Genomic DNA, 25,700 nt, shown 5'->3' on the forward strand with positions numbered 1-25,700 from the left:
CATGATCGCGGATCACGATCTTATCCAGCGGACGACCACACGAAGAGGCCGGCTCAGGTAGTTCAGCCAACCATGCACCACGTCTCGGGTCTCGGCGCTCGCGCTCCCCAGCAACGTGGAGAACAAGAAACGGTAAGCCTTCTCAGTCAATTTACGGGTAGCCTTGCGGCGCATCACAATCAAGCCGGGGGCAGCAAATCTAGCCAGTTCCCGGTCATCGAGGGCGGCCAGCGGGGCCTTTTGGTGTTCCCGAAAGGCAGTGCGGATGGCTTCATCGAACTGGCCGACCATCGCACGGTAGGAATTCGCTGGGTCGCACGCAACCTCTCGATAGGCCGCATCAATGATGGCCTTCGCCCTTTCGCCATCCTTCAAAACGCTAACCACCTCGAGGTGATTCGAATGGTCTTTTCTGAGTGGGACGTAGTGACGCCAAGGCTGCATCCGGCCGGAATAGTCGCCTTCGTACAGGATCAGCAACGTCCGCAAAGCAGACGCCTCAAAACAGCGGGGAGATATCTGGTTTAGCCTGATCTTGCCTTCGGCTTCCGCAAAGTAGCGTCGCTTCAGCTCTCCGAATGCGACGCCCGGCTCGCGACGGCTGTGATTCTCGACCTGGCGTTGAATTTCCCCGGTGAAGTCGAAAACCGAAGCGCCACTTTCTACACCCAGCATCGCCTTGCAGCTTGCAACAAAATCGATCCAGGCCTCGCCATAGATCCGGTCTTCCTCCCGAAAGGAGAAATCGAGAGCGAGCTTGTCGGGGGCAGCATCTTCCTGGAAGCGCTTCCCGATCTGGTATTTCTCCTGACCCAGATCGCCAAGCCAGGCGGGCACTTTGCGCGCACGGTAGCCGACATCAACGGGTCTCCGCGAAAAAGGCAACACCTTTTTGCTCAACAGATGCTCGGGGACATAGCCCGTGAGAACGCTGACCTTGGTAACGCCGGGCAATCTCATCGAGGGATAAACCTTCTCGATTTCGGCTTCTGGTACACAAGTAAAAAGGACGTCGATTCCGATCTCCTGCATTGCGGCGATCGTTGCATCGACGAAACGGTATTCGTCTTGAATAAAGATCGCCTTCAGACCGCCGAATTCACCGAGAGCCGTGCGCGCAGCAGCACTCACATAGGCGTTGTGACAGGCGATCAGGGAATAATGGATTACGACCGCATCGAAGTGATTTAGATCCAGACGTCTCGGCAGATCCCCGAGTATCGAGACGTGACGCACGCAGTGCTGTGAATACTGTGTCAGCGCATCAACATGCTCCCTCACGGTTGCCGCAATGTCATCGCGATAATCGCAAAGTAGAAGGATTTGCAGCGGCCTTGCCAAGATACTACCGCCGCGTCGCTCGAATATAGATGTCAAGCCCAAGCCATGGACCAAACAGCCTCAGCTTGAGAGAGCGCGTCAGAAAGCGCAACGGCCCCTCGTCTCCGATATTTTCCAATCTGACCGTTTCGATAGACCAATCTGTCAACATCCGCCTGAGTTCCTGCACTGAAAAGAACTCCGTCTCGGGCGCCGCCACTCCATCAACATTTGCATCGTACGCCCACCGCTCCGCTTCACCTGCAACTGGCTTTCCTGCCGATCTACCGCGAAGCCAGAGAGCGTGACGGATGGAGGTCAGCGGCCATCGAATGATGCGCCGGTAAGAAAACGCATTATACACCATGAAGATCAGTTGACCGCCGGGAACCAGTATGCGCCGAAGCTCTTTGAGCGCACCCGCGAGACTTCCAGTGTGATGCAACGAACCTATTGCAATTGCCACATCGAAAGACTGGTCCTCGAATGGACAGGAGAGGACGCTGCCTTGTACGGCACGGCCCGACAAACGTGCCTGATCCAGGCGGCGATTTACCATGGCAACCGGATCGGAGGCGATATCAAGCCCGGTAAAAGTGGCGCCCGCCTCCGCAATTTTTTGCGACAATGACCCGTAGCCCAGTCCAACCTCTAACACGCGCCTGTTCTTGAACGCCGCCACGTCGACGAAAGGCAGCAAATAATCGTAAAAATCGAAATACCAGTTGTCGAATTTCTGGAGTGAGGCCGCCGAATTGTCGTCAATCCCAAGCGAACGCGCCAGCGACGTCCCGCAAAGTTCGGACCAAAACTCGGAATTTGCGTCATTAATCGACATCTCTGCCCTGCTTCGATCGAGAGATGCGGCCATCACCTTGATTTGTCAGCTTTCCGCCAATCGATCAGGCGGCGTAGACCATCGTCCAATGATATTTGGGCGCTGAAAAGAATTTCTTTCGAGGCCTGGTCGGTTGAGCCAATCCGATTCGTCACCAGCGTCGCCTGGCTGCGCGGCGCATAGTTGATCGGCTGGTTGCACCCGGTCAGATGACAGATGCGTTCGGCGAGTTCGCGCAGTGAGGTGCGCTGCCCCGTTCCCACATTGTAGTAACGATCTGTGGTGGCTGCGTTCATCGCGCAAAGGTTGGCCCGCGCGCAATCTTCGGCGGCCACGAAATCAAATGCCTCGGATCCATCGCCAAGAATGGTGGGCCCTTCTCCGCAATCGATCGCGTCGAGCATCTTCATAATAACGGCGATATAGGCACCGCGATAATCCTGTCGGGGGCCGTAGACATTCATGTAGCGCAGACCGACATAGTCGAGGCCGTACCGATAGTGATAGGCCCGCGCCATGGCCTCTCCGCAAATTTTTGTAGCGCCATAGAAATTCTTGTTATTGAACGGATGCTCTTCGGTCATCGGCTCCTCAACGGCATCACCATAAACGGATGCGGAAGATGACCAGACGAGGCGCTTCACCCCATTACGCACACAACCTTCGAGAACATTGAACATTCCTCCAACGTTAACATCGAACGCGCTTCTTGGATACTCGTGACACTGAAGCAACCAGAGGGCCGCGAATTGAAATACCCCATCCGCTCGCTTCAGAGCAGAATCCAGTATGTCAGTTTGCGTGATGTCGCCGCCCGCCTCAAAAATCCTAACTCGTGGATCCTTCAGAGAACCGGCGAGATTTTCCGTTCTCCCACGAACGAAATTATCATAAACAACGATCTCGCCGACGTCCGTCGTCGTCAAAAGGTCGACCGTATGCGATCCGATGAGACCCGCGCCCCCGATCACAACGACCTTTTTGCCCCTGATATCCACTCGACCACTTCCCAATCAAATTTTATCGTCGACCAATCGAAGTGTTGCGGGAGACACTTCCCGATACTTCTCTCCGCTTCGCGGGCAGATCAAATCTGCTCCAAGCCTTTCACCGGCCCTGCTCATCCATCCAATGCGGCGAGCCGGATTCCCAACCATTAGTGCAAACGCGGGCACCTCCTTGGTCACCACGGCGCCAGCACCGATGAAGCAATATTCCCCGAGTGGATGCCCACACACAATCGTCGCATTCGCACCGATGGACGCTCCCCGACCTACCAACGTGTCGCGAAATTCGTCCTTACGACTGACATTGGCGCGAGGATTAGTCACATTGGTAAACACGCAGCTTGGTCCACAAAAGACATCGTCGGCGAGCTCGACACCATTATAAAGCGAAACGTTATTCTGAATTTTGCATCGGTCGCCGATCTTGACGCGCGGGCCGATCATGACGTTTTGACCGATCGAGCAGTCCCTGCCAATGACTGTTCCAGTGAGAACGTGGCAGAAATGCCAGATCTTGGTTCCTGGACCGACAAGGGCGCCCTCGTCAACATAGCTCGAGGCATGGATGTAGGCCTCAGGAAAACGTTGATCCTCGCGTTTTTCGCTCATGTTGCGGAACCTGCACGCGCTGCCGGATGCTGCCACTGATTCGCACGCATAATCGCCGCGTTTCTGAAATTTGATACGATGTCGATCGATGCCCGCACTTCGTCGAGGCCAAATCCGCGGCCAGCGACGATTTCCTCATAGCTGCGGGTATGGAGGTCCGTGAAACCTTCGGAGAACTCCACCTCTTCTCCATCGACGGTAATAGATCGAAAGGTGGTCTTTTTGCCCTGCACGTCGGCAGGGAGATCATTACGATCGACCGACAGGAACCAGCTCACGTCAGCATTGGAGCACTCCAGGTATCCCGCGGCGCGTTCGGGTTCCCGCAGATGCGCTTCGTTTCGGGTCGCAGGACCAAACACAAAACTCAACATGTCAAAAAAATGCACGCCAATATTCGTAGCCACACCACCGGACTTCGCATCCTCGCCTTTCCACGATGCGTAGTACCAGCGACCGCGCGAGGCAATATAGGTCAGATCAACCTTATGTCGCTTTTTGCTGTTGGCGAATTTGTTTCGCAACGCGATGATCGCGGGGTGGAGCCTGAGCTGCAAAATCGTGGAAATTCGATGACCGGTATCATTTTCAATTTCGGCCAACCCATCGATGTTCCAGGGATTGAGAACCAGTGGCTTCTCGCAGATCGCGTTCGCGCCGGAGCGCAATGCAAAGCGACAGTGCGCATCATGCAGATGATTGGGTGAGCAAATCGAAACGTAGTCGATCTTTTCTCCACGACGGCGAAGCTTGTCGATATGGCGATCAAATCTTTCGAACTCAGTGAAGAAATGCGCGTCCGGGAAGTGGCCGTCCATGACACCGACAGAGTCATTTGGATCGTAAGCAACCTTGAGATTGCCGCCAACGACCTGCATGGCTTTCATATGGCGCGGCGCGACATATCCGGCAGCGCCTATTAGTGCAAATGACGTCATCTGTATCGATCCTTGTAGTTTCGGTTTGAAAGGTCCCAGGCTTTCACGCTATCTCCATCCGCAATCAGCGAGCCAACCCGAGCAACGCGGGGGCAAACACACGATCATGCCCGTGTAGGGCTATCGCTTCGTCGAACACCTTTCGTGCATTTTGCACATCGGTAACGACGACGGCGTCAAAAGGTGACGAAAGCGAGTCGTAAAACGGCACAACCGGCTTGCCGATGAAAAGCGATTGGCCAGGCGTCCTATCAACCACCGCCACGATGGATACCCCGCTTTCGACCGCGGAAAGGATCGCAACTTCTGCAAGGTCCGACATGCCGCTGAGAAGGAGATTATGATGGTTGAGTTCCTTTGCAGACTCGAAAACTTGCCTGCAATCAGCTTTTGCCTGACGGAAAAAGGAAAATGAAGCAGACAAATACTCGACCGTAAGGCGTGACTTTTCGGTAAACCCCCGTGGAGTGAGGTAATATGCATATCGATGCGCCGGCGCATCGCCAACCTTGACCAATCCCTTTTTTACGCAGCGTTTGAGATACGCATTTACAAGACCGAGCGCGATCCCAAGCTCAGCCGCAATGCGTCGCTGTGAGGTCGCACCATCGCTCACGGAATTCAGCAAGCCAAGAACGATCCGATCGTCCCCGACACTATCGTTTGACAAGTCGCGCCCCCAAATCTTGAGAACCCAATGAATAGCGCGGTCATCGCCTCAACGTCAATACTTATGTTCACAAGATGAACACAATAACATACTGATTCTATTGAAGTTATGAACTATCCATACTCAAATCGATGAGATGGCGGGGTTCGGTAGCAAAGACATGCAGAAGGCAAGCAAATTGATGTAGAGGAAGAAACGCCGCGCGCCGCCGTTCCAAAGCAACCTGAGCGGTTGAAGGTCTCCCTCAAATTCGTTGACGACAGGCACATGAACATTTTGTTTCTCTACAACTCAACGCAAACCTACACGAGCACGGTATTCGAGCATGTCGGCAGCTTCGCAAAATATTCAAAATATGCCGCATTTTTTTGCCACCTCGACCAGACAACAAACTTCAATGTCGACCTTTCGCGATTTGCAGTGGTTGCAATTCACTACTCAGTGCGCCTGCCCTTCGACCAAATTTCGGAATCGTTCGCCGATGCGCTTACGCGATACAAAGGGTTGAAGGTGCTCTTCATTCAGGACGAGTACGATTACACATTTAGGGCTTGGCACTGGATCAGCCGCCTTGGGGTTCGACTGGTCTTCACAGCTGTTCCGGTTGACAGTATTGTCAAAATTTACCCGCCTGGGAAGTTTCCAGGTGTTCGCTTTGTCAACAATCTCACGGGTTATGTTCCCGAACACCTGAGGCTAAGTACAAATTCCCCCCCAGCCTCGAAGCGCGACACCATCTTTGGTTACCGCGGCCGCCCATTGCCCATTCGCTACGGCGCGCTCGCCATCGAGAAGGTTTTGGTTGGAAAACTCGTAAAGGACTTTTGCGAAGTAACTAACATCAAATCGGACATCGCATGGTCGGAAAGCGAAAGAATCTATGGGGATAAATGGTACGAGTTTCTAACTTCTTGTCGCGCAATACTGGGATCAGAAAGTGGTAGTAACGTATTTGATTGGGACAATTCTCTAACCGACAAAATTGAAGCTTTTAAGAGAGATAACCCTTCGGCTACTAACGATGAGATCTACTCAAAGATTGTTGAGCCGGTCGAGTTGCCGGGGCTAATGAACCAGATATCACCGCGCGTATTCGAGACGATAGCGGCCGGCGCGGTCTTGGTTTTGTTCGAGGGAAATTATTCAGGGTTGCTCAAACCATGGGAACATTTCATTCCCCTCAAAAAAGACGGTAGTAATCTGGCTGAGGTTTGGCGACTTTTGCAAGATGGCGCATACGTCGATGAGCTTACCAGGAGGGCCGTCCAGGACATCATCGCCCCGAAAAACTATGATTATCGATCTTACGTGACGATGGTAGATTCACAGCTGTCCCTGGAAATCGACCGATCTGCAGCTATTTCCGTTGATACGGAGAAGAACCTCGCTCAATACAGCTCGAAAACGGTTGGTCCGGATTGTTCGTCCGCTAATGCGCACAAAAGCGATCAAGCGGATGTTTTTGTTTCGACCTGCATCACCACAAGTCCCACGCAATACAAGTTACCAGATCAGACGTTTTCGTTCTTGGGCCGCCCGATCGATACTCGATCTCCCTTGCTGGCGATTCGGTCTGTGATCATTATCGTCTTGCTATCGGTCTGGAACCGGCTTCCTCAATTTGTGAGGCGCACGTTGAAGCCCATGCTGCAGGAACTCAGAGGTCGTCCTCAGTAAGATGCGCGATAAGAGTTAAAAACCTAGCTCAATTAGCTTGCAATTTGAAAGCCCGAGAGACCGAATGTCTAACGCGAAACCCACAGCACCACTCAACATTCTCGTTCTCTATGATAGGGGCGCCATTTCGACTGAGTTTGTGAGGCAGCATCTTGAGTCAATTCGCATTCATTCAAAGCATAATGTTCACTATTTGGGCGCAACTTTCGGTGCCAACTCAGCAACGCCGGTAGATCTATTCGACGCCGTCATTATCCATTTTTCCGTACGTCTTGCTTATGACTGGCATATATCACCTCATTTCGTCGAACAGGTTAAACGTTTTAGCGGTGCAAAAATCCTTATGATTCAGGATGAGTACGAGATGCCCGAAACGGCATGTGGTTGGGTCCGTCAGCTGGGTATCCAAACGGTATTTACGTGCGTCCCCGAAAATTGTCGCGAAAAATTCTATCCGGCAGACCAGGTGCCAGGGGTTGAATTTGTCCAGGTCTTTACCGGCTACCTGCCCGACGAGCTTCCCGATCCATCCCAAATCAAGCCGCTCGCGGAAAGGCCGATCCATCTTGGCTATCGAGGGCGAAAGCTTCCGGTCTGGTTCGGTTCATTAGGATACGAAAAATACAAAATTGGTCCGCACATGCGCGCGGCTTGCGAGCAGCGCTCGATACCCAGTGACATCGAATGGTCAGAAGGGAAACGCTTCACCGGGCCGGAATGGTACGAATTTCTCGGCCGCTGCCGAGCTGTACTAGGTACTGAGAGCGGGTCGAACGTCGTCGACAAAACGGGCAGCATCCGTGCTGCGATAAAGGAAGCCTCAGGACGTAATCCGAAATTATCCGAAGCGGAGCTATACAACGAATTCGTCCGACCTCACGATGGAGAGGTGCAGATGAATCAAATTAGTCCCAAAACATTTGAAGCTGCGGCAATGAAGACGGCGCTCATCCATTTTGAGGGGGAATATTCAGGCCTACTTAAACCACATGAACACTTCATCCCACTCCGCAAAGATTTCGCAAATATCGACTTCGTTCTTGAACGATTAGCCGACGTTGCAGAACTTCAAGCGATGGCGGAACGAACTTATAAAGCCCTTTGCCAGCCAGCTAAATATGGCTATCAGGTCTTCATAGCAAAGGTTGACGCCGCCGTAGAGCGCAACTGCCGGCGACCGAAAGGGGGCACTTGGACCTATGAGGCGGTTAGATACCAAAGCGGTCAGCAGGAATGGTCAGTCGATACGCAGGACTTGCCGTCAAGTCGCCCCGTACCTCGTGCTCCGCTGACGGGCGGCTTTTTAAGGTCAGCGTGGCTCCGGATTCCGGTGAAAATACGCGCCGGGTTGGTGCCTGTGATCGAACAAATTATGCATCGTCGCAGGCGTTGATTATGCCTCGCGTAGACCAAACTTACTTGGAAGTGATTCCAGTCACTTAGTTGCAAATGGCTATCAAAATCTTCACCACGTGTCGAGCTTCCGCTAGCGGCGTTCAAGGTCCGGTCCGGGCGGCCAGCCCTGGTTCGTTTCCGCAAACCCCAGCGCGATGCAAATACGCCGCCGCTGCGATGTTGCACCATCGCTGACGGTGTTCAGCAGGCCAAGAACAATCCTGTCGTCCCCGACCTTATCGTTGGGTCATTCGGCAAAGCGCGCTCCATTGAAAAACCTCAGCTCGAGGAAACCTCGATAATACAAGGAAAATTAAACACGGATGGCAGCAGCCAGATTCTTGCGACAATACTGCTGCATCGCTTTTGGTCACTGTTCTCCATCGCATTCAGTGACGTTCAGCCGTCCACCGAGGCGAAGCAGGCTGTCGTAATCGGACCTCAACCTTCGTGAGCGTCCGGTGATGGCTCGGTCAATTCGCTCAGACGGCGCTATTGGCTCAGGCGTCCACCATTCCGGGTGGGTGAGCAGATGCAACCGCGGATATCCTTGAGCGATGATGTCACGCATGGGCTTGAACCGCCAGTATCCATTCGAATCCGAACAGTAGACGTAATCCCGCCGCAGCCGGCCGTCATAAGCGTTCAAGAGGCCGCCTAGCTTTTCCGAGTCAAAGCTAAGCAGGTTGGATAGATCCGGGTTGTGCCAACTTAGGCAGCGGATTTCTCGACCGAGGATGGTCTGGAGAACCTTCCGCTCCCGCGCGATTGCTGGCTCGAGACTTGTAATCGTCCATTCTTTGATCGAATAGGCGCTGCCATCGAAATGCAGGCCAACCTCGTGACCCGCTGCCAGAACACGATGGGTGAGGGCTTCTACCTCAGGTTCCAGCAAATTATAAAAAGCAGAGCGTGGATTGAGAAACCAAGTTGAAACCACGCCCTCCTCTGCTTCTATCTCGGCCAGCCGCGCTGCGCGATGCATCGAAAAATCGACATCGTGCCGCCAAATGACGTGACGCTCGCACGTCCCCTCGCCGTAGCGAGCGAATTGATAACCGCCGGATTTCAACAAGCGCAGAAGATCGCGGAATCCAGTCTCCGTGAATTCGGTGAAATCTGTCATGTCGTCCCTATCACTGAGAAATGTCCGCGAGCGCCGCCATCACAATCTCGTCCACCCACTTTCCGTCAATGAAACACGCCCGGCGAAGACGCCCCTCGACCTGCAATCCAGCCTTTTCGTAAGCCCTGATCGCGCGGGCATTGTCGGCAAAAACGCGCAGCCACACGCGCTGAAGATTTCGATCATTAAAGGCAAAATTTGTGGCCAGACGCACAGCCTCGGAACCCGCGCCGCGGCCCCGGTTGAATTCTTCACCAATACGTATGATCAATTCCGCAGAACGATGAACAGGATGCATGTCCGCGAGTTGCAGCAATCCGATTATCGCGGGATCGCCAATCATGCGTATGGCGAACACGATGCGCCGATCGTCCCGCGTGATGGCCTCGAACCATGCCGAGTGGTTCGGCGCGTGGACCGGTATGAAGGGCGCATTGAAGCGGACCGTTTCAGGATCGTTGATCCAGCCAAATAAGGTTTCACTATCCTCATGGCGAAGCTCAGTCAGGACGATCTTTTGGCCTTTTAGCATCGACGCTTTCTCTAACGGACCTGCGACCCACACTATGCTTCCGTTGTCGTAAGCACTTCCTCAAGCGGCCGACCATCATGCATCAGGTAGTCGATGATCGAAAGACCGGGCAGGAATCGCGTCGGATCGCCATAGGGTCGCGGCATAAACCGTTGATAAACAAGCTGTATGCCTTCCTCTGCAAAAATCTCATCTTCCTGATAACCCGCGGCACCCCCGCCGGCAAGGTAGGCCTTCCCTCCAGCCGCCTTAACAAGTGAAATGAGAAGTCTGGTGCTCGAGCCCTGATGCGCCAGTTCGCTCTGACGAAGGAACTGCGTAGCAATACCCAGGTACGCAGCAATGACCTTGATTGCTGAAATATTGAAAGTCGCAAGATTGCCTTCGGGCGACTCAAACAGCGGTTGCAGCAACGTCATAGTATTGTTGAAGTGCGGCGCCCGCCCGTAACCGGCCGTCAACGTTTTTTGCAACTTGGTACGCCACACTTGCCCGTCATCAATTTCAACGGCAAGGATGCGAGTACCAAGTGATGCCCGCTTAACGGGGCAAGTCACCCACTTCGCTTTGCCCTGCACACAAAGTTGCACTCGATTGACCCATGAACCCATGCCCCCCGACCCTTTGCGAGGATAGTCCACATTATCAAGGAATATGAATACGTCCGCTCGCCGTATTTTGTCGAAGTAGCCGAGCCAGGGAAAGAAGTTGGGCTGATGGATGGCAATCAGCATGCGCTCCTCACAGCCGCGTATCGAAAAAATTCTTCAGGCGGCGGAACCATAATAATCCTCCCGTTAGCGAAAGGCTCGCACAAATCGTAAGATAGGCGAGCATCCACAGGGGGGGCAGTCTACCGTTCAAAATAGGGTCGCGGTAACATTCGGCTATGACGTAGAAAGGGTTAAAAACGAGAACACTCTGCGCAAACGCCGGATAAGCAGTCAGAGCATAGAAGATAGGCGAGGCAAAAAGAAGAATAGTGAGCAGATTTGGCAGGATCAGAGCCGTATCGCGAACAAACACGTTGAGAGCGCCAAGAAACATCCCGAGCCCGGCGACGAAAACCAACTGAAGCAGAACCACCAACGGGAGAATAAGCATCGCAGGCTGCGGCAAGGTACCGTTTACCAACTGCAGGAGAGCAATCAGTACAAACGAAACAGCCAAAGGCACTAGTCCAAGCAAGGCACCAACGACCGGGAGAAGTTCGGATTTGAAGGCGATGTTCTTAACGATACCAGCGCTCCCAACCACGGACGCCGTCCCATTCGACAATCCCTCGGAAATCGACAGCCAGGGCCCATAACCCGAGAATAACCAGATGACGAACGTCAGCGTGCTCGTAGCGCCCGCCATCCGGTTTGGAAAAACGAAAGTGAACACGAAGCAGAATATGCCAAGCAGCATCAGCGGCGACAGAAACGCCCAGACGGTTCCGAGCGCCGACCCAAGATAGCGGTCGGTGAGTGCCATGCGAAACAGATTGCTAAGCATCAGCATATCGCGCCGATCAAAGCCCATAATATTCATTTAGGAAGCCTCCAACGCGCGCGTTGTGATGACAGGCGGATAATAGAGCAGCGGCCTGCCACCGTGCTGGCCCTGCTCGTCGATCACCTCGAACGCGCGACGGCTAGTATCTATAGGACCCGCATCATCGCAGAGAAGAACATCAAGGCCGTAGAGATCCGCACCGAGCAGCATGGGATCGAAAGTAACCCCTACCGTGAATGCCCCACTCTCGGGCAAGCGCTGACCTGTGGCCGAAAGTCGTTGCCGCCAAATCGGCCTTCCGTCAACCCGTGTCAACGCGACTTGCAAATCCACTGGCCGTACGAGTCCCGGCGTCGTAAGCATCAGAACACCGGCCACCCGGATCTCAAAGGGGTAAAACGCCGTAGCTGTCGCCGCAATTACCTTGCTGTCCTGAATGAGATCGACGCGCGTGATCCGGCCAATTTCTGGACGGGATATAACAATTTCACCTTCGGCGAACTTGCGAGCGAGCTCCGCCTCGTCCGCCTGCGTCACGGCAGCCTGATAGGCGTCCGTGACGGATTTGGGCTCACCGTCCATAACGATCTTACCCTGATCAAGCCAGATGCAGCGATCGCACATATCCACGATGGAGCCGAGCGAGTGCGAGACCATGAACACGATCCGGCCCTGCCTAGCGATCTCTTTCATGCGCCGCATCGACTTGTCCGCAAAAAAGGCATCACCCACCGCCAGCGTCTCATCGATGATAAGGATATCGGGTTCGATGAAGGCGCCCATGGAGAACGCGAGGCGCCCCTTCATGCCCGAGGAATAAGTTCGGACTGGCCGATCGATGAATTCGCCAAGATCCGCGAAGGCGACGATCGCTTCAACATGCGATGCAATCTCCTCTTGCGACTTGCCGTGCATAGTTCCGTCGAGCCAAATGTTCTCGCGGCCCGTTATCTCTTCGCGGAGCACCGCACCAATGGTGAGCATTGCGTGCACGTCGCCAACTATCTCCACCGTACCTGAGGTCGACTCAGCGACGCCCGCCAAAATCGACAGCAAAGTCGTCTTGCCGGCGCCGTTGCGACCGATGACGCCGACGCGCTCACCCTGCCTGACGTCAAACGAAACGTCTTTGAGCGCGCGCACCTCGCGATAGGACACGGCGGCTTGTTTGCCCGCCGACAGGGCCTGCCAGAGCGACGCGGGGCCGGCGCCCTTCTCGGCTAGCACGAAGCTTTTACAAAGTTTGCTGACATGGATGGAGGCCTTCATGCGGCGCTCACGCTCCAGCGGGCAGGCAGCATAAGACCTCCATCAGGATCACCCAGGACATTCAGGGTGATGCCGTTGCCGTCAAGCCAACCGAAACCATCGAGCAGAACGCGGCGTGTTGGCAACTCCCCGTCGGGCATTACAAGATGCAACGATGCCTGATAGGTGCCCGGATCGAGGGGCAAACGCGGCACAGCAATATTGACGTGATAGATGCCGGGTTCTCTACCGACAGGGCTCACGCTGCGCGACATAAGGGCAATTTCCCATCCATAGCCTGGCTGCAACCGTTCGATCACGAAGACAGCCCCAACCTCCACCGGCTTCAATATTTCCGCTCTGGCCCCAATGACGAGGTCGCGACCGGCTTCGATCTGGATATCGGCGGGCTTTTCTATGAACCGCGCATATCCCGACGTCATCGCCTGGCGTGCAACCTCGCCAAACAGGTAGAGCCGCGCGGCTCGCTCCGGCGGCCCTGAGTAGGTCACGCGACCCTTGTCGATGATATGCGCCGTCTCGCACAACTTGATGATAGCGCTCCAGTCGTGGGTGACGAGCACGCCGGACGCGCCTCGCGATACCCGGTCGCGTAGGCGTCTCCAGCACTTCGATTGAAAATGCTGATCGCCAACCGAGAGAATTTCGTCCAGAAGATACACCTCGTAATTTCCAGCGGTTGCAGTCGAGAAGAACAGACGGGCCATCATGCCAGCCGAATAGGTCAGGACGGGATCCTCGAAACGGTCCCCAAGTTCGGAAAAGTCATGAATATCGGCGATCATCGGCCCGCGCTGGCTCTTCTTAAACCCATGCACCGTGAGGAGACGCTCGGCGTATTGGCGCCCCGTCAACTGCGGATTGCCAACAAGACCCAACTCATAGATGGCTGAAAGTGCGCCGTTGATCGCCACCCGGCCTCGATCGGCTGAATAAGCGCCGCCGACGACGCGGAGCAGTGTCGACTTTCCCGCTCCATTCTTGCCGAGAATGCCCACAAACTGCCCCTTGGGCACATCGAAGCTGATGTCTTTCAGGGCCTCGAACGTCGGCACATCCGTGCCCATGCCGAACGCAAGCCGCCATGCGCTGCCCTTGTCGACGAGCGCAAAGCTCTTCGATACGCCTTGACAGGAGATAGCGATCACCGGCACCACGACATCTCTCATACTCCATTCCGTCGCAAAACGTAGATTCCAGCGTAGTCGCAATCGCGAAACAGCGTTGAATCCGAACAACCATCTTGAAGATTTGCTGCCAGCTGATTGATCGGATGATCGTGCCGGGCCGGATAAGGAAGTTCGACCAGGGGCTGTAAAACTCGAGACATCACCAAGTAAAAGCCCAGATTGATGTAGGCTTCAATTTTGAAAAATGACGTCGCGACGGCTTCAAACTGCTCGCGCTCAATTAGCACATTGTATTTTGCAGCAACAATAGGTGGAAGTGTCGTATGCTTGCGCAACTCGTTCAGTCCGCGCAACCCGCCGCTCCATCCTTCGCTAACAAGCCACAAGCCGCCCGGACGCACCGTCCGGGCAATCTGCTCCATACCTTGTCTCTGCTGGTCCCAATTGTTAAGGTTGATTAGGCACCGTATCGAAATGGCAATGTCGACAGGCCCCTCTTCCGCGCGTATCGGCTCAAGATCCAGAACGTTGCCGGTACGAAAACTTGCGTTCGAGACTCCGCGCTGGCGCGCCTCATCTCGTGCTCGGTCCACGAACTTCGGAATGTAGTCAACCCCAACGATTGATGCGACATTCCTGGCGAAGCGCAATGTGCTGTATCCGTCGCCGCAGCCGATATCTGCGACCTTGGCGCGGGAATCAAGCCACCGCTCCATTCCTGCTTCGACTGCTTCCTGAAGAAATGGATCACGAGCAACAGGACGCAATCCCTGTTCATCGCGCTCGCTCGCCGCCGCCCTTTCCCAGAACTCACGTACTTTAGTTGCGTCTTCTGCCTCAGACACGCTCCCCTCCTTCAAACGTCCGGCACCATTGCTCAAAGCTCAGGAACGACCAGATCAATAATCGGTTATTGGCTTTGCCGGACATATGCTGCTCTACCGTGAACCGGATTTGGTCAGGTGAAAGGTAGTCGCTGCAGGCCAGTTCAGGTCCCATCAGCATGTCGCGCACATAGTCGGCATTCTCTCCCCGATACCACGATGCCTCGGGTGAAGAGAAGCCTTGCTTGCGACGCTCCATCACCTGGGCGGGCAAAATATGCGTCATTGCTTGTCTAAGGCAGGACTTGCCACCTGCGAACGCTTCCTGTGCAATCAGCTTTTTCTTCACGGCGTCTTCATCGATGGCCAGCATGTGGTCAAGATCGGCGAGTTTGTGACTGACAGGCAATCTCATCGCGAAGTCGACGAGCGCATTGTCGAGGAAGGGGAAGCGCTCCTCCAGCCCACTTGCCATGGCCAGCTTGTCACCTACCAGTAGGAGGCCCGAAAGAAAGGTCCGGCACTCAAAATAGAGCGAGGCTTGTATATGATCTTCGGGACTATCGAATGCGAGGCCCTTGGCATTTCTGTAAACCGAACGAAACACGTTGAACATCTCGTCTTCGTCGTCGGCGCCTGAGCGAAACAGAGCCTTTCGTTTCTCTGCATTCGTTAGACGCTGCCAAAAACCGTAATAATTTTCGAGATAGTGGTCGCGGTCGAGAGACCGAAACACCCGATAATAGCGCCAAGGGTAGCCACCGAACAGCTCATCGCCACCGGCGCCCGACAGGCAAACCTTGACGAACTTGGAGGCCAGCCGGGCGATGTAGTAGTTTGGATAACTCATGCCGAGCCTTAGGTCTTCAAGGTGCCAGATCACGCGGGGCAACGACCATCGAATGTCTCCGGCGTTCATCACTTGTTCGTAGTGCTCGGTCTTGCAGGTATACGCCATCAGCTCAGCTGCGCGCCGCTCATCGAATGTAGCCTCGATGCCTTCCACGCGAGAGAGCTCGAATCCGGCCGTGAAGGTCTGAAGCCTCGGCACATGATTTGCAGCCAATGCGACCACGGCACCCGAATCCATACCGCCCGACAAATAGGCTCCAACTGGAACATCAGCGACGAGTTGGCGGCTCACCGCATCCCGCATCAAGCGCTCAAGCTTCGCAACTGCTTCTTCAGGATCGATCGGCTCGGTTTTGGAAAAATCGTAATCCCAGTATGTTTCTCGTCGCTCGCCCTCGTCGTCTATGGTCAAGATCGTGGCGGCGGGCAATTGCTCTACACCGTCGAACAACGTATGCGGCCGGAACAAGTTCTGAAACGTGAAATACTCGCGAAGCGCAGCCTGATTGACGCGAACCTTGAAATCCGGGTGCGCCATGAACGCTTTGATCTCGGAGGCGAAAGCGAGGTGACGGTCAGTACGCCACAGATAGAGTGGCTTGACGCCAAATCGATCGCGCACAAGAAACAAACGCTTTAGCCGCCGATCCCAAAGCCCGAATGCGGCCATGCCGTCCACCCGCCGAGCCAATCCATGGATGCCCCAAATCGCATATCCGGCGATCAACACTTCCGTGTCAGAGCGCGTGCGAAACGCCCAACCCTCCTTGGAAAGCAAAGTGCGGAGTTCGCGGAAGTTATATATCTCTCCATTGAAGATGATTGCGATCCCCCCGTCGGGCGATTGCATCGGTTGGCGCCCGGCCGAAGTGAGATCAATGATCGAGAGGCGGCGATGGCCGAGACCAATATTATCCTGGACCAACAAACCTTCGTCGTCGGGGCCACGATGAATCAACGCGTCGCGCATGGTAGCGATGATACGCTCTTCGACGGGGCCATTATGGAGATTGTAGAGACCTGCAATGCCGCACATCAAGGAGTCCTCAGCCGACCGGGACATCGGGCCATCGTAACGGTGGTCCTCATCCCATCGCTCTCAATGTATCCACGACGCGATCTACGTCAGCGGTTTGCATGTGGTTATGGAGCGGCAGCGCAATGCTCCTGGCTTCTGCTTGCGTGGCCAGGGGAAAATGCCTCGGATCCGTGCCATACGTCTGTCGGTAAGCCCCTAGGCCCACGACGGAGTGAGTGCCGGGCCGACCTGCTATGCCGTTGGTCTGAAGGTAGGCCAACAGATCGTTACGCGGTGCCGGCGCACGCGTCTCATCTACCATCACGACATAGGCTTGCAGCGCATGCTCATGAGCTCTTGGTCGCGCCGGAGCGCTAATCCAGGAGAGCTCTTGCAGCCGCGCGTCATAGTATTCGGCAAGTGCGCGCCGTTCCGCAATAAAGCGATCGAGTTTTCCCAATTGCACATAAGCGATGGCAGCCTGAACATCTGTCAGTCGATAGTTGAAGCCAAAAACCTTGAACTCGGGCAGATCGTAGGGCTTGGCGCCCCGATGACGTACTTCCTCCGAAACGCTCGCACCGTGGTTGCGATAGACGTCGACAAGCGAGGCCAGCCGATCATCGTTAGTCGTGACCACCCCTCCCTCACCGCAGGTAATCGATTTGCGCGGGTGAAGCGAGAAGCAACCAAGTGCACCGAGGCCACCGGTCGGCTTTCCATTATAACTGCCGCCAGCGGCACAGGCAGCATCCTCGATAATGGGAATTGAATCAGGAACCACAGTTCTAAGACCATCCATGTCTGCGGCCAGACCAAACAGGTGCACGGCAATGACGGCCTTGGTTCGCCGAGAAAGCGCGGCGGCGACGGCGGCCGGGCTGATATTGTAGCTGTCGGCCTCGACATCAACGAAAATAGGTGTCGCCCCGCAGTGAACGACGACGTTGGCAGTCGCAACCCAAGTGAACGCCGGCACGATCACCTCGTCGCCGGGCCCTATGCCAAGGACAACAAGCGCCAAATGCAGCGCCGTCGTGCACGACGTGACGGCAAACGCATGCTTGAGCTGATGGCGCTCGGCAAAAGCCGTCTCGAATTTACGGACCCAAGGTCCTTGCGTAAGCCAGCCTGACTCCAGGACCTGGCGTACTGCGTCAAGCTCATCCTCTCCCATCACGGGTTTGGCGATTGCAATTGAACCTAGGCCAGCTGTCATCGTCCAAATCTCTTTTTTAGAATCGCAGGCGACGCGGGATTACGCCGCTTCGGACTCATTCAAACACTTCGTCTGATTCAGCCGGCAAGCCCGCGCGCAGGCGATCGATCACCCTCTCATATCGTTTGGCACACACGTCCGGGGAATGCCACTTGATCGCGTAAGAACGCCCCGCCGATCCAAGCTCCGCGCGACGTACCGGGTCCGTCAATAATGACTTCAGCACATCATAGACCGACGCTTCGGTTGCATGCGCCACTGGCGCCTCAATGATGTGCTGAAGCGGCGGATCTTGCGCACCATTGATGTTGGTAATGAGCGGGCGCCCGAGCATGAGCGATTCACGCGCGTTGGCTCCTAAGCGACCGTAATTCAATTGGTCAACCACAACGTCAGCCTGAACTTGGTAAAATTTCACATCGACACTGGGTAAGTCAGTGGCGAAGAATAATTTGACGGGCCATCCCTCATTTTTAAGACGCTCTATCGCTGTCAAGACAGCGCCCGTGCCCTTTATGTCGCGATCGTCGCGTCGTCGCGATTCATAGTTGCCGACCGCATGATATACGAGAAACTCATTTGGCCTTCGAGTAATCTTTTTGTCCGCAGCAACGACGATATCAGGGTTCCAATCGACTTCAGAAATTGCTGTGGTGATTGGCCGTGTCACAAATTTTGGACCTTTGCGCTCAGGAGTTGTCCAATCACCTTCCAAAGCGACCCAATCGCAGAGTTGATCTAGCTTTGAAATCCAAGCCGCATTTGTCGCGTTGCTGCATACCGATGGAGAGTTTTCCCACACACATTTGCTACACAACCCGCCTGTAACGTTACGAATTGATGATTGCAGGCTGCCGTCCATGCAGCCCGCAACCATGTATCCGATCTTTACTGAATGCCGCTTGAGTTCAAGAAGATCCCAGGGAACTTTGGTATTTACGTTGGAGTACTCGATATTTTCTTTGAAAAAACTTCCGTATCCACTGCCATAAAAATGCAATGCGCCAAAGCGCTCCGGGACAGTGCGGAAGAAGTTTCGTACACGATCTCGCATGGCGTCCGGGTCAGCGTCGAATAGATTGATATCCTCGCCATGGTAAAACTGCTGTTGCGGGCTATCTTTCGATTCAATCGAGACAGTCACGGCGTCCCATCCGCGCTTTTTCAGCCCCTTCGCGAGCCACTCGAAATGATAATAGCTATTATGTAGGAACACCACAGAGCGACGTTTTGGCTCTGCGGGAATTGCGGAAGGCAGAAGAGAGGGTTTGTCAAACGGAACTATGCTCGAGATTCTTTGTGATTCGGCTGGCAAGTGCCTCGCCGCGAAGCCTTCCGCCACGAAATTGATAAGATCGGGTTGAGCGGACAAGACGTTCATTGCTTCCATATATGCGGTGGAATTTATCGCTTCTGAACCTGGCGTGATCGAGGTCTCTGCGAGATTCGGCTCACGACGATGCTGGTGCCGCGCAAATGCAAGGTGTGCTACGCTGGGCATACGACGGACAGCATCGATCAACCATGTCGCTTCAAATGCGGTCTCGGCACTACCGTGGGGCGTCAGTGTCTTAACCCATATCTTCTCGACGTCTCCACGAACGATCGCATCCACGCATTCCCTCGTAGGATGACCTCCAAACCAGGGAACGTTGAGTTGATTTGCACTACCTCGTAGCAAGAAGAGCGTATCGGCATGCTGAGCATAGTAAAAGCGATCTTCCGGATCGAAATGACTATTCGCCGACTGTTCTTGTGCCCCTCGGAAAATGAGGACTCCGCTAATCTCAGTGACAAGTTTCCAATAGGTATCGTAAAAATTCACAGCGTCGGAGCGCAGTTGATCGTGACGACCAAGAAGCGATTCGTGGCGCGCGCCAAGCCCTTCATGCCGCGTACTGAGCCCGTCGAGCTGCTTGCCGAGTTCGTCGTGCTGCCCGATCAACGCTTCAAAACGACCTACGAGCTCCTCATGACGTGCCGATAGGTCAGAATTGGACCGTTGAAACGCCTCAGCCTTCGTCTGCAGGTCACTGACAGCCCGTTCGGTATATCGCACCCACCGCTGCGCGCGTCGAATGAAATTCCAGCGGATTGTCAAATCGCGAAGTAACAAGCCGAGCGTCCCCATCGATTTGTTGCAAGACCTTCGCGCAGCCATTCGGTATCACCAGGTCCAAAAATCGGTGTCAAGCTGCCGAAGCTCTCCTCGGCCGAGTTAAGTGAGCAAGCTCCTTTTTCCGAATGCAGCTACAGTGGGACAACCGACGAGAGCACTTTTTCACTGTCGTTTCGTGCCGGGGAACGTTATAGCGTTCACGCAATGAACGTCAAGCCTTGGTGGTGGTTGCCATATTTAAGGCATTCAAAGATAAGGGAAAATGTCCGATTCCAAGCTACTTCGCAGGGCAGTATAGCCAAGATTGTGTCAGTCAGTGGGAGCAGCTGATCAAAAAACGATATCGATCTCCTCGGAATCGGCTCGAGCCAACTCTAAGCGGAACTTGCCCCTCGAACACACTACGATTGAGTACACTGCTCATTGAGTCTAACAACTTCCGCTTCTGCTCGGAATCGAACATACCGGGCCCTAGTAAGATCCCTGAAGTGCACTCGCATTTTTGGTGACGAATGGTTCTGACCCATTTCCACCAAAACTCGACAGTCGCTGTCCCTTGGACCGGAGAAAAAAATGAAAAGTGGTGACAGCTTCCGCCCGTTCGCGAAATCTAGCCAGCCATCGGATGCATCTGTACTGTCCTGGCCGAAGCTGGGGACCAGGCGTTTTGAGCGCGACCGCCCATTGTTCCTGATGGTAGCGGTGTTCGATCCCCACGGCATTTCAACTATTTATGACTATATTGCCTCATGGCAGGAGGCCAGCCGGTTTAACATCGTAGTGTTGAACTTGTGGCCGGTGCTGAGTTCTCCACTTGAAATAGCCCCATCCGTCAATCTGAAGGATTTTGACGGTGTTATCTTGCATCCAACAGCGGCTTACTTTCCCGCAAACCTCTTAGGCCTTGACCGGTCACTCAAAACGCCCTTTCGGGACTATGAGGGCATCAAAGTCTTAATCAAGCAGGACGAGCACGTTCACTCGTCTAGCTGGTCACAATTTTGTCGGGACAATCAATTCCAAGTCCTCGTAACATGTGTACCATCCTCTGAGATTGAGAAAGTCTATCCAAAGAACGTCGTCGGTGATCTTAGAAGAGTTCACGCTCTTACAGGTTACGTGGCGCCATGGATGAAGCGTATTCAGGCAGTGCGCGGCTCTGAGCGTTTACTGGATATCGCTTATCGTGGCTCGCTGCAGCCGCTTTCCCTTGGCAGACTGGGCTTTGAGAAGCGAAAGATTGGCTTTGATGTTCAAACGCTGGCAGCTAAAAATGAACTTTCCGCAGACATTTCTAGCCGATGGGAAGATCGAATAGGCGGATCCGCCTGGTACACATTTTTGTCCAGCTCAAAAGTCATTCTAGGCGTTCAGTCGGGCTCCAACCTATTTGACTTCGATGGCTCGGTCGATTCCTGGTGTCAGCAATACGCTCAGCGAAATTCCGGCGCGGATCCGGCCAGTGAGCAATATTACCGTCGAGCGCACGAGGAACGGCTCCATCTTTTCGAAGGGAACGTCGATTACGCCCAGCTTTCACCGCGACACTTTGAGGCGGCTGCGACACGATCAGCGCAGGTGCTGTACGAAGGTACCTACTCTGGGGTCTTCGAGCCAAATCGCCATTTTCTGCCTTTGAAGCGGGATCTATCAAACTTCGACGAAGTCATTGATCTAATCCGCGATGATCGCAAGCGAGATTTGCTCACCGAATGCGCTTTCGAAGAAGTCATCTGTAATGATGCATTTTCATATCGCGCCTTCGTGCACAATGTTGAAGACGTATTGGAGGCCGAATTGCAAAGGCTCGGCCGTCCTGCAAAGCTAAAGTTGTTATCAGTACACGAATTGGCACCGAGACGACCACGCGCGCTGGTGCTGATGTCGCATGAGCCGGTTCTTGATCCTCGCATTGAATGGTTGTCGTCAACTCTGGAAGAAAAGGGCTTCGACGTCGTCGAACTCGGCACTTATAGATTCACGGAAATGGGCAGCGGACCGAGCAAGGAAGTTCTTTCCGACAAGCGCGTTCGCGTCCGTGTCGAGCGTATGCGTCACGATTTTCAATTTGTAACGCATCCCGCTGACGTGCGGCGTGGCCTGACCGTCGGACAGCAACAACTCCTGACAATTTTTTCGGTGATGTCGTTATCCGACGAGTCGCTCGGCGCCCGCATCGGCGCTATCGACATAGACGACGCATCGGCGGCTCGCTTCCGCTCGCTTTGTCTCCACTTCCTCAATACCAACTCCGCGTTGATGCAGGCCGGTCAGCAGTTGGGCAAGTTCGACGTGGTAGTTTCAGCCGATCTCGACGTTCTTCCCGCTGGACAGACTCTTGCTGAGTCTTACGGCGCCGAAATGGTCTACGATGCGCATGAATATTGGCCGTATTCCCACTTCCGCTCCCATCACTGGGAGCACGATTTCTGGGGACAAATCGAGCAAGCTCTCGTCGAAAAAGCCGACATTTGCATGACTGTTTCGTCCGCTCTGGCGGAGCGCCTGACCGAAGATCACGGCGTGCCATTTCTCGCCGTGCCCAACTGTGAGCGACGATCGGCAGCAGTCTCCGACGAGCTGTTGGCCAAGCGAGCGCCTAACCACAATGGTGGCAAGATCATCTTCCTTTACCAGGGCGGGTTTGCCCCCGGGCGCAACCTAGAACTATTGATCAAATCATGGGCGAGGACAGACGAGCGAGCCATATTGTGGTTGAGAGGGCCGACATGGTCATTCAAAGAAGAGCTTTTTGCCATCGCGAGAGACACAGGTCTGTTAGACAAACGAATATTTTTTCCCGAGCCAGTTCAGGAATCTGAGTTGGTCTCCGCTGCCACTCAAGCCGACGTTGGCATCATCCCGTACGATACGCTCAACCCGGCCTACCGTTACGCAAGCCCCAACAAGTTGTCCCAATACTTGGCCGCCGGACTACCTATACTAACAACTCCGGTAGAAACGATTGCTCCGATAATAAACGCCAACGGACTCGGCACCGTCTTCTCATTCACCGAGGACGGCTCACTTGAGAAGGCCGTTTTTTCCCTGATCTCCGATTCTGACACACGACGAAGAACATCCGCTCGCGCGAGAGCCTTTTTTCTGGAAGAGTATAACTGGGAGAAGGTGAGCGCGGTTTTCTATTCCGAATTGTCAAGGCGTCTTCAGGAACGACCAGCGACGGACAATGCGATCACGGAACTCGACTTCGGTTGGATCGATCACGGGCGAACAATGCGTGAATTTGGCCTTCGCACTTATCAATTCGGTTCCGGGAACAGGGATCGAGAATTAGTCGCGATTTCAAACGCCCAGTTATCGACGACAAAAACCGAGCTGCAGGTTGTGATCAACGACCTAAGGCAGTCGCGTGACGAGCACGGCAAACTACTTAGTGAGATGACAGTTCTGCACGGAGAGATGGCGATCTTACGTCAACAGTTGGCGTCGGTAACTTCGGAATTGGCGCGAACGCACGGTACGCCGTTATTGACGCTTGCGATTCGACGTACCATAAGCAACTTGCCCGAACCGCATAGATCTCGTTTGAGACATGGAATCGAACAACTGCGTGATTATAAATCAGGCAAATAGGCCACGCGATCTCCTGCTCAAACGAGAAGCGAGCATCGCGCCATTTTTCAAGAGAGTGTCCTGAGTCGTGTCGCCGCAAATTGCACGACCTAGTTAGACTCGATAGGCATTCTCTGATGGTACTGCTTCAGTCCCAAGGGGTAAAGATGCATCTACTAAAGAAGATTTTCGGCGAAAAGTCCGACACCTCGAGAACTGGTGCCCCGATCAGTGAAACGGAGCTCGCGTCTACACCCGTAGTGGACACTAATGCTTTCGTTGAACCGGACAACGGTGAACGTGACGCACCGGGAATGACAGAAACGCACCGGGAGACACCCGTAGAATATTGGTCGCGTCACAACGTCACAAATCATTTGAGCTTCCCGACGACCCAAGCCTCGCTCGACTATCTTTCGTACCGGAATGAACAGTATCTTCGGTTCAAAGAACTTCTGCCGGTCAGGGGTTTCGATGGGCAAACGATCGTCGATCTGGGATGCGGGCCGGGCCATGATCTGGTCTGGTTCCATCTCGAATCGAAGCCAAAAAAGTTAATCGGAGTTGACGTATCGGGCTCGTCGCTACAGGAGGCCAGCGCTCGCCTTAAGCTCCATGGATTCGAAGCCGAGTTGATTCACCATGATATCCATGTAGGACCCTTGCCGATTGAGAGCGGATCCGCTGATCTCGTTCGCGCGAACGGAGTGTTGCAGCACTTTGCAGATCCAATCGCCGGATTGAAGGAAATGCGTCGGCTATTACGGCCTGGCGGCGTCGCGCAGATAATGGTCTACAACTATAACAGCCTATGGATGCACCTATACGTCGCTTACGTTATGAAGATTCAAGAAAATAAATTTCCAGGAATGGACAAGAGGGCCGCGTTTGAACTCTCGACGGACGGGCCGGATTGTCCCCACGCGCGCTGTTACGAACTCGAGGAATTTCGAGCAATCGTGGAACCTCTGGGTTTCAAGATGGCATCCCACGGTTGCGCCGTATCGTCCTGGGAAATGAAGTTGTTGCCGCTGCGGTTCGACGCACTGCTCAATCAGGATTTGGATACCGAAAGCAGAGAGTTTCTGGCTTCTTTGCGTTTCGATGATCGAGGATTACCTCTTGCCGGCCAGCATCACGCTGGCGTCGATGGTTGTTACACCTTTATTGCGATATAACCGATGGCCAGCGCGTGAACGCGGTGCAGTCCATGGCCTTGGCGACGTCGTTGCCGCGCTGGCGCGCTGATCGAGGTCTAGATTGGCCACCCGCGGCGCCCTAAGGTTGGCTGCCCGCCTTGCCCTTTTCAGGTGACCTTATCCGACTGGCTTAATTCAGTTTGAAATTCGTTCTGGCCCACGCCAAGGACCGGGGCAGGAAGCGCCGCCGCTTTTCGGAAGAGCAGATCATCGGGATTTTGAAGGAGCGAAGGAGCACGAGGCAGGCATCTCGGTCGCCGACCTGTGCCGCAAGCATGGCGTCAGCGACGCCAGCATTCACAAGTGGAAAGCGAAGTTCGGCGGGATGGACGTCTCGGAGGCCAAGCGGCTGCGGTCGCTGGAGGATGAGAACACCCGGCTAAAACGTAAGCATCCGGTGAAGACCGCGTAGCGGTCAACTCAGGCTGCCTGATTGACTTGCTTGTTTCGGTCGCGCCAATTCCACGGGAGCAGTTCATCGAGCCGTTGGACTGGATGCGCCGCGATGCGCGTCAGGACGTCGGCGAGCCAAGCTTGTGGATCCACGTCGTTCATTTTGGCCGTGACGATCAGGCTGTACATCACCGCAGCACGGTCGCCGCCGCGATCCGAGCCGCAGAACAACCACGACTTCCGACCCAAAGCGATGCCGCGCACGCCGCGCTCGGCCGCATTGTTTGACAGGCAGATGCGGTCGTCATCGAGGAAGCGGGTAAATGCGCTCCAGCGCTTGAGCATGTAGTCCATGGCCTTGGCGACATGGTTGCTGCGCGAGAGCTTGGCGCGTTGCGCGCGCATCCAGGCTTCTAGATCGGTCACGAGCGGCGCGCTGAGTTCCTGGCGAACCGCCTTGCGCCTTTCGGCGCTCTGACCGTTGATGGTCCG

21 protein-coding genes and 1 pseudogene are annotated in these 25,700 nt (G+C 54.5%); 5 read left to right on the plus strand and 17 right to left on the minus strand.

Annotated elements, in window-relative coordinates:
* Nucleotides 1–12: 12 nt before the first annotated feature.
* The 6 genes from JQ575_RS36675 to JQ575_RS36700 all read right to left on the minus strand — a co-directional run bounded on the left by JQ575_RS36675 (nt 13) and on the right by JQ575_RS36700 (nt 5,382).
* Nucleotides 13–1,341 (minus strand): hypothetical protein, encoded by a 1,329-nt coding sequence (locus JQ575_RS36675; protein ID WP_212038073.1) that lies wholly within the window; start codon nt 1,339–1,341, stop codon nt 13–15.
* A 4-nt stretch (nt 1,342–1,345) separates the two neighbouring features.
* Nucleotides 1,346–2,158 (minus strand): class I SAM-dependent methyltransferase, encoded by an 813-nt coding sequence (locus JQ575_RS36680; protein WP_212038074.1) that lies wholly within the window; start codon nt 2,156–2,158, stop codon nt 1,346–1,348.
* Nucleotides 2,159–2,190: 32 nt separating this feature from the next.
* A complete protein-coding gene (locus JQ575_RS36685) occupies nt 2,191–3,156 on the minus strand; it encodes an NAD-dependent epimerase/dehydratase family protein (protein WP_212038075.1) in 966 nt (321 codons plus the stop codon).
* A 15-nt stretch (nt 3,157–3,171) separates the two neighbouring features.
* Nucleotides 3,172–3,774 carry an acyltransferase gene (locus tag JQ575_RS36690; protein WP_212038076.1) on the minus strand — a complete coding sequence of 201 codons (603 nt, stop codon included), beginning with the start codon at nt 3,772–3,774 and terminating at the stop codon, nt 3,172–3,174.
* The gene (locus tag JQ575_RS36695) at nt 3,771–4,712 is read right to left on the minus strand and encodes a Gfo/Idh/MocA family protein (RefSeq protein ID WP_212038077.1); all 942 of its coding nucleotides are present in this window, start codon (nt 4,710–4,712) and stop codon (nt 3,771–3,773) included. The genes JQ575_RS36690 and JQ575_RS36695 overlap by 4 nt, the downstream gene beginning before the upstream one ends.
* A gap of 64 nt (nt 4,713–4,776) precedes the next feature.
* Nucleotides 4,777–5,382 (minus strand): winged helix-turn-helix transcriptional regulator, encoded by a 606-nt coding sequence (locus JQ575_RS36700; protein ID WP_212038078.1) that lies wholly within the window; start codon nt 5,380–5,382, stop codon nt 4,777–4,779.
* A gap of 267 nt (nt 5,383–5,649) precedes the next feature.
* Between JQ575_RS36700 and JQ575_RS36705 the strand changes: the two genes are divergently transcribed.
* Together JQ575_RS36705 and JQ575_RS36710 are read left to right on the plus strand one after the other, a co-directional pair.
* On the plus strand, nt 5,650–7,059 hold the full coding sequence (locus JQ575_RS36705; RefSeq protein ID WP_212038079.1) for a hypothetical protein: 1,410 nt from the start codon (nt 5,650–5,652) through the stop codon (nt 7,057–7,059).
* Between the two features lie 64 nt (nt 7,060–7,123).
* On the plus strand, nt 7,124–8,452 hold the full coding sequence (locus JQ575_RS36710) for a hypothetical protein (RefSeq protein WP_212038080.1): 1,329 nt from the start codon (nt 7,124–7,126) through the stop codon (nt 8,450–8,452).
* A 372-nt stretch (nt 8,453–8,824) separates the two neighbouring features.
* On the opposite strand, the gene JQ575_RS36715 is transcribed toward JQ575_RS36710, so the two are convergent.
* From JQ575_RS36715 to JQ575_RS36760, 10 genes are read right to left on the minus strand one after another with little or no spacing between them, the layout of a single operon-like run.
* A complete protein-coding gene (locus tag JQ575_RS36715) occupies nt 8,825–9,580 on the minus strand; it encodes a hypothetical protein (RefSeq protein ID WP_212038081.1) in 756 nt (251 codons plus the stop codon).
* A gap of 10 nt (nt 9,581–9,590) precedes the next feature.
* Entirely contained in the window at nt 9,591–10,112 is a 522-nt protein-coding gene (locus tag JQ575_RS36720; RefSeq protein ID WP_212038082.1) for a GNAT family N-acetyltransferase, read from the minus strand.
* A 32-nt stretch (nt 10,113–10,144) separates the two neighbouring features.
* On the minus strand, nt 10,145–10,846 hold the full coding sequence (locus JQ575_RS36725; RefSeq protein ID WP_212038083.1) for a WbqC family protein: 702 nt from the start codon (nt 10,844–10,846) through the stop codon (nt 10,145–10,147).
* A 7-nt stretch (nt 10,847–10,853) separates the two neighbouring features.
* Nucleotides 10,854–11,645: an ABC transporter permease gene (locus tag JQ575_RS36730; protein WP_212038084.1), complete on the minus strand. Its 792-nt coding sequence runs from the start codon at nt 11,643–11,645 to the stop codon at nt 10,854–10,856.
* A complete protein-coding gene (locus JQ575_RS36735) occupies nt 11,646–12,878 on the minus strand; it encodes an ABC transporter ATP-binding protein (RefSeq protein WP_212038085.1) in 1,233 nt (410 codons plus the stop codon).
* Nucleotides 12,875–14,047: an ABC transporter ATP-binding protein gene (locus JQ575_RS36740; protein WP_212038086.1), complete on the minus strand. Its 1,173-nt coding sequence runs from the start codon at nt 14,045–14,047 to the stop codon at nt 12,875–12,877. The genes JQ575_RS36735 and JQ575_RS36740 overlap by 4 nt, the downstream gene beginning before the upstream one ends.
* A complete protein-coding gene (locus JQ575_RS36745; RefSeq protein WP_212038087.1) occupies nt 14,044–14,853 on the minus strand; it encodes a bifunctional 2-polyprenyl-6-hydroxyphenol methylase/3-demethylubiquinol 3-O-methyltransferase UbiG in 810 nt (269 codons plus the stop codon). Before JQ575_RS36745 ends, JQ575_RS36740 begins: the two co-directional genes overlap by 4 nt.
* A complete protein-coding gene (gene asnB, locus JQ575_RS36750) occupies nt 14,846–16,720 on the minus strand; it encodes an asparagine synthase (glutamine-hydrolyzing) (protein ID WP_212038088.1) in 1,875 nt (624 codons plus the stop codon). Before asnB ends, JQ575_RS36745 begins: the two co-directional genes overlap by 8 nt.
* A 49-nt stretch (nt 16,721–16,769) precedes the next feature.
* The gene (locus JQ575_RS36755) at nt 16,770–17,921 is read right to left on the minus strand and encodes a DegT/DnrJ/EryC1/StrS aminotransferase family protein (RefSeq protein ID WP_212038089.1); all 1,152 of its coding nucleotides are present in this window, start codon (nt 17,919–17,921) and stop codon (nt 16,770–16,772) included.
* 55 nt (nt 17,922–17,976) lie between these two features.
* The gene (locus JQ575_RS36760; protein ID WP_212038090.1) at nt 17,977–20,037 is read right to left on the minus strand and encodes a glycosyltransferase; all 2,061 of its coding nucleotides are present in this window, start codon (nt 20,035–20,037) and stop codon (nt 17,977–17,979) included.
* A 576-nt stretch (nt 20,038–20,613) separates the two neighbouring features.
* On the opposite strand from JQ575_RS36760, the gene JQ575_RS36765 reads away from it, so the two are divergent.
* The 3 genes and pseudogenes from JQ575_RS36765 to JQ575_RS36775 all read left to right on the plus strand — a co-directional run.
* The gene (locus JQ575_RS36765; protein WP_212038091.1) at nt 20,614–23,637 is read left to right on the plus strand and encodes a glycosyltransferase; all 3,024 of its coding nucleotides are present in this window, start codon (nt 20,614–20,616) and stop codon (nt 23,635–23,637) included.
* 116 nt (nt 23,638–23,753) lie between these two features.
* Nucleotides 23,754–24,794: a class I SAM-dependent methyltransferase gene (locus tag JQ575_RS36770; RefSeq protein ID WP_212038092.1), complete on the plus strand. Its 1,041-nt coding sequence runs from the start codon at nt 23,754–23,756 to the stop codon at nt 24,792–24,794.
* Between the two features lie 173 nt (nt 24,795–24,967).
* Nucleotides 24,968–25,203 (plus strand): annotated as a pseudogene (locus JQ575_RS36775) (transposase); the annotation flags it as partial.
* Between the two features lie 32 nt (nt 25,204–25,235).
* On the opposite strand, the gene JQ575_RS36780 reads toward JQ575_RS36775, so the two are convergent.
* On the minus strand, nt 25,236–25,700 hold a 465-nt coding region (locus tag JQ575_RS36780; protein ID WP_212038093.1), incomplete at its 5' end, for a transposase.

Origin of the sequence: Bradyrhizobium sp. JYMT SZCCT0428, from assembly GCF_018131075.1 — a bacterium.
Lineage (GTDB): Bacteria > Pseudomonadota > Alphaproteobacteria > Rhizobiales > Xanthobacteraceae > Bradyrhizobium.

Bases quoted from the DNA above. Each gene is read 5' to 3' on its own strand.
- asnB (WP_212038088.1), bottom strand. From the start codon at position 16,720: ATGTGCGGCATTGCAGGTCTCTACAATCTCCATAATGGCCCCGTCGAA.
- JQ575_RS36680 (WP_212038074.1), bottom strand. From the start codon at position 2,158: ATGTCGATTAATGACGCAAATTCCGAGTTTTGGTCCGAACTTTGCGGG.
- JQ575_RS36695 (WP_212038077.1), bottom strand. From the start codon at position 4,712: ATGACGTCATTTGCACTAATAGGCGCTGCCGGATATGTCGCGCCGCGC.
- JQ575_RS36765 (WP_212038091.1), top strand. From the start codon at position 20,614: ATGAAAAGTGGTGACAGCTTCCGCCCGTTCGCGAAATCTAGCCAGCCA.
- JQ575_RS36770 (WP_212038092.1), top strand. From the start codon at position 23,754: ATGGTACTGCTTCAGTCCCAAGGGGTAAAGATGCATCTACTAAAGAAG.
- JQ575_RS36730 (WP_212038084.1), bottom strand. From the start codon at position 11,645: ATGAATATTATGGGCTTTGATCGGCGCGATATGCTGATGCTTAGCAAT.
- JQ575_RS36690 (WP_212038076.1), bottom strand. From the start codon at position 3,774: ATGAGCGAAAAACGCGAGGATCAACGTTTTCCTGAGGCCTACATCCAT.
- JQ575_RS36720 (WP_212038082.1), bottom strand. From the start codon at position 10,112: ATGCTAAAAGGCCAAAAGATCGTCCTGACTGAGCTTCGCCATGAGGAT.
- JQ575_RS36715 (WP_212038081.1), bottom strand. From the start codon at position 9,580: ATGACAGATTTCACCGAATTCACGGAGACTGGATTCCGCGATCTTCTG.
- JQ575_RS36710 (WP_212038080.1), top strand. From the start codon at position 7,124: ATGTCTAACGCGAAACCCACAGCACCACTCAACATTCTCGTTCTCTAT.
- JQ575_RS36740 (WP_212038086.1), bottom strand. From the start codon at position 14,047: ATGAGAGATGTCGTGGTGCCGGTGATCGCTATCTCCTGTCAAGGCGTA.
- JQ575_RS36725 (WP_212038083.1), bottom strand. From the start codon at position 10,846: ATGCTGATTGCCATCCATCAGCCCAACTTCTTTCCCTGGCTCGGCTAC.
- JQ575_RS36735 (WP_212038085.1), bottom strand. From the start codon at position 12,878: ATGAAGGCCTCCATCCATGTCAGCAAACTTTGTAAAAGCTTCGTGCTA.
- JQ575_RS36705 (WP_212038079.1), top strand. From the start codon at position 5,650: ATGAACATTTTGTTTCTCTACAACTCAACGCAAACCTACACGAGCACG.
- JQ575_RS36755 (WP_212038089.1), bottom strand. From the start codon at position 17,921: ATGACAGCTGGCCTAGGTTCAATTGCAATCGCCAAACCCGTGATGGGA.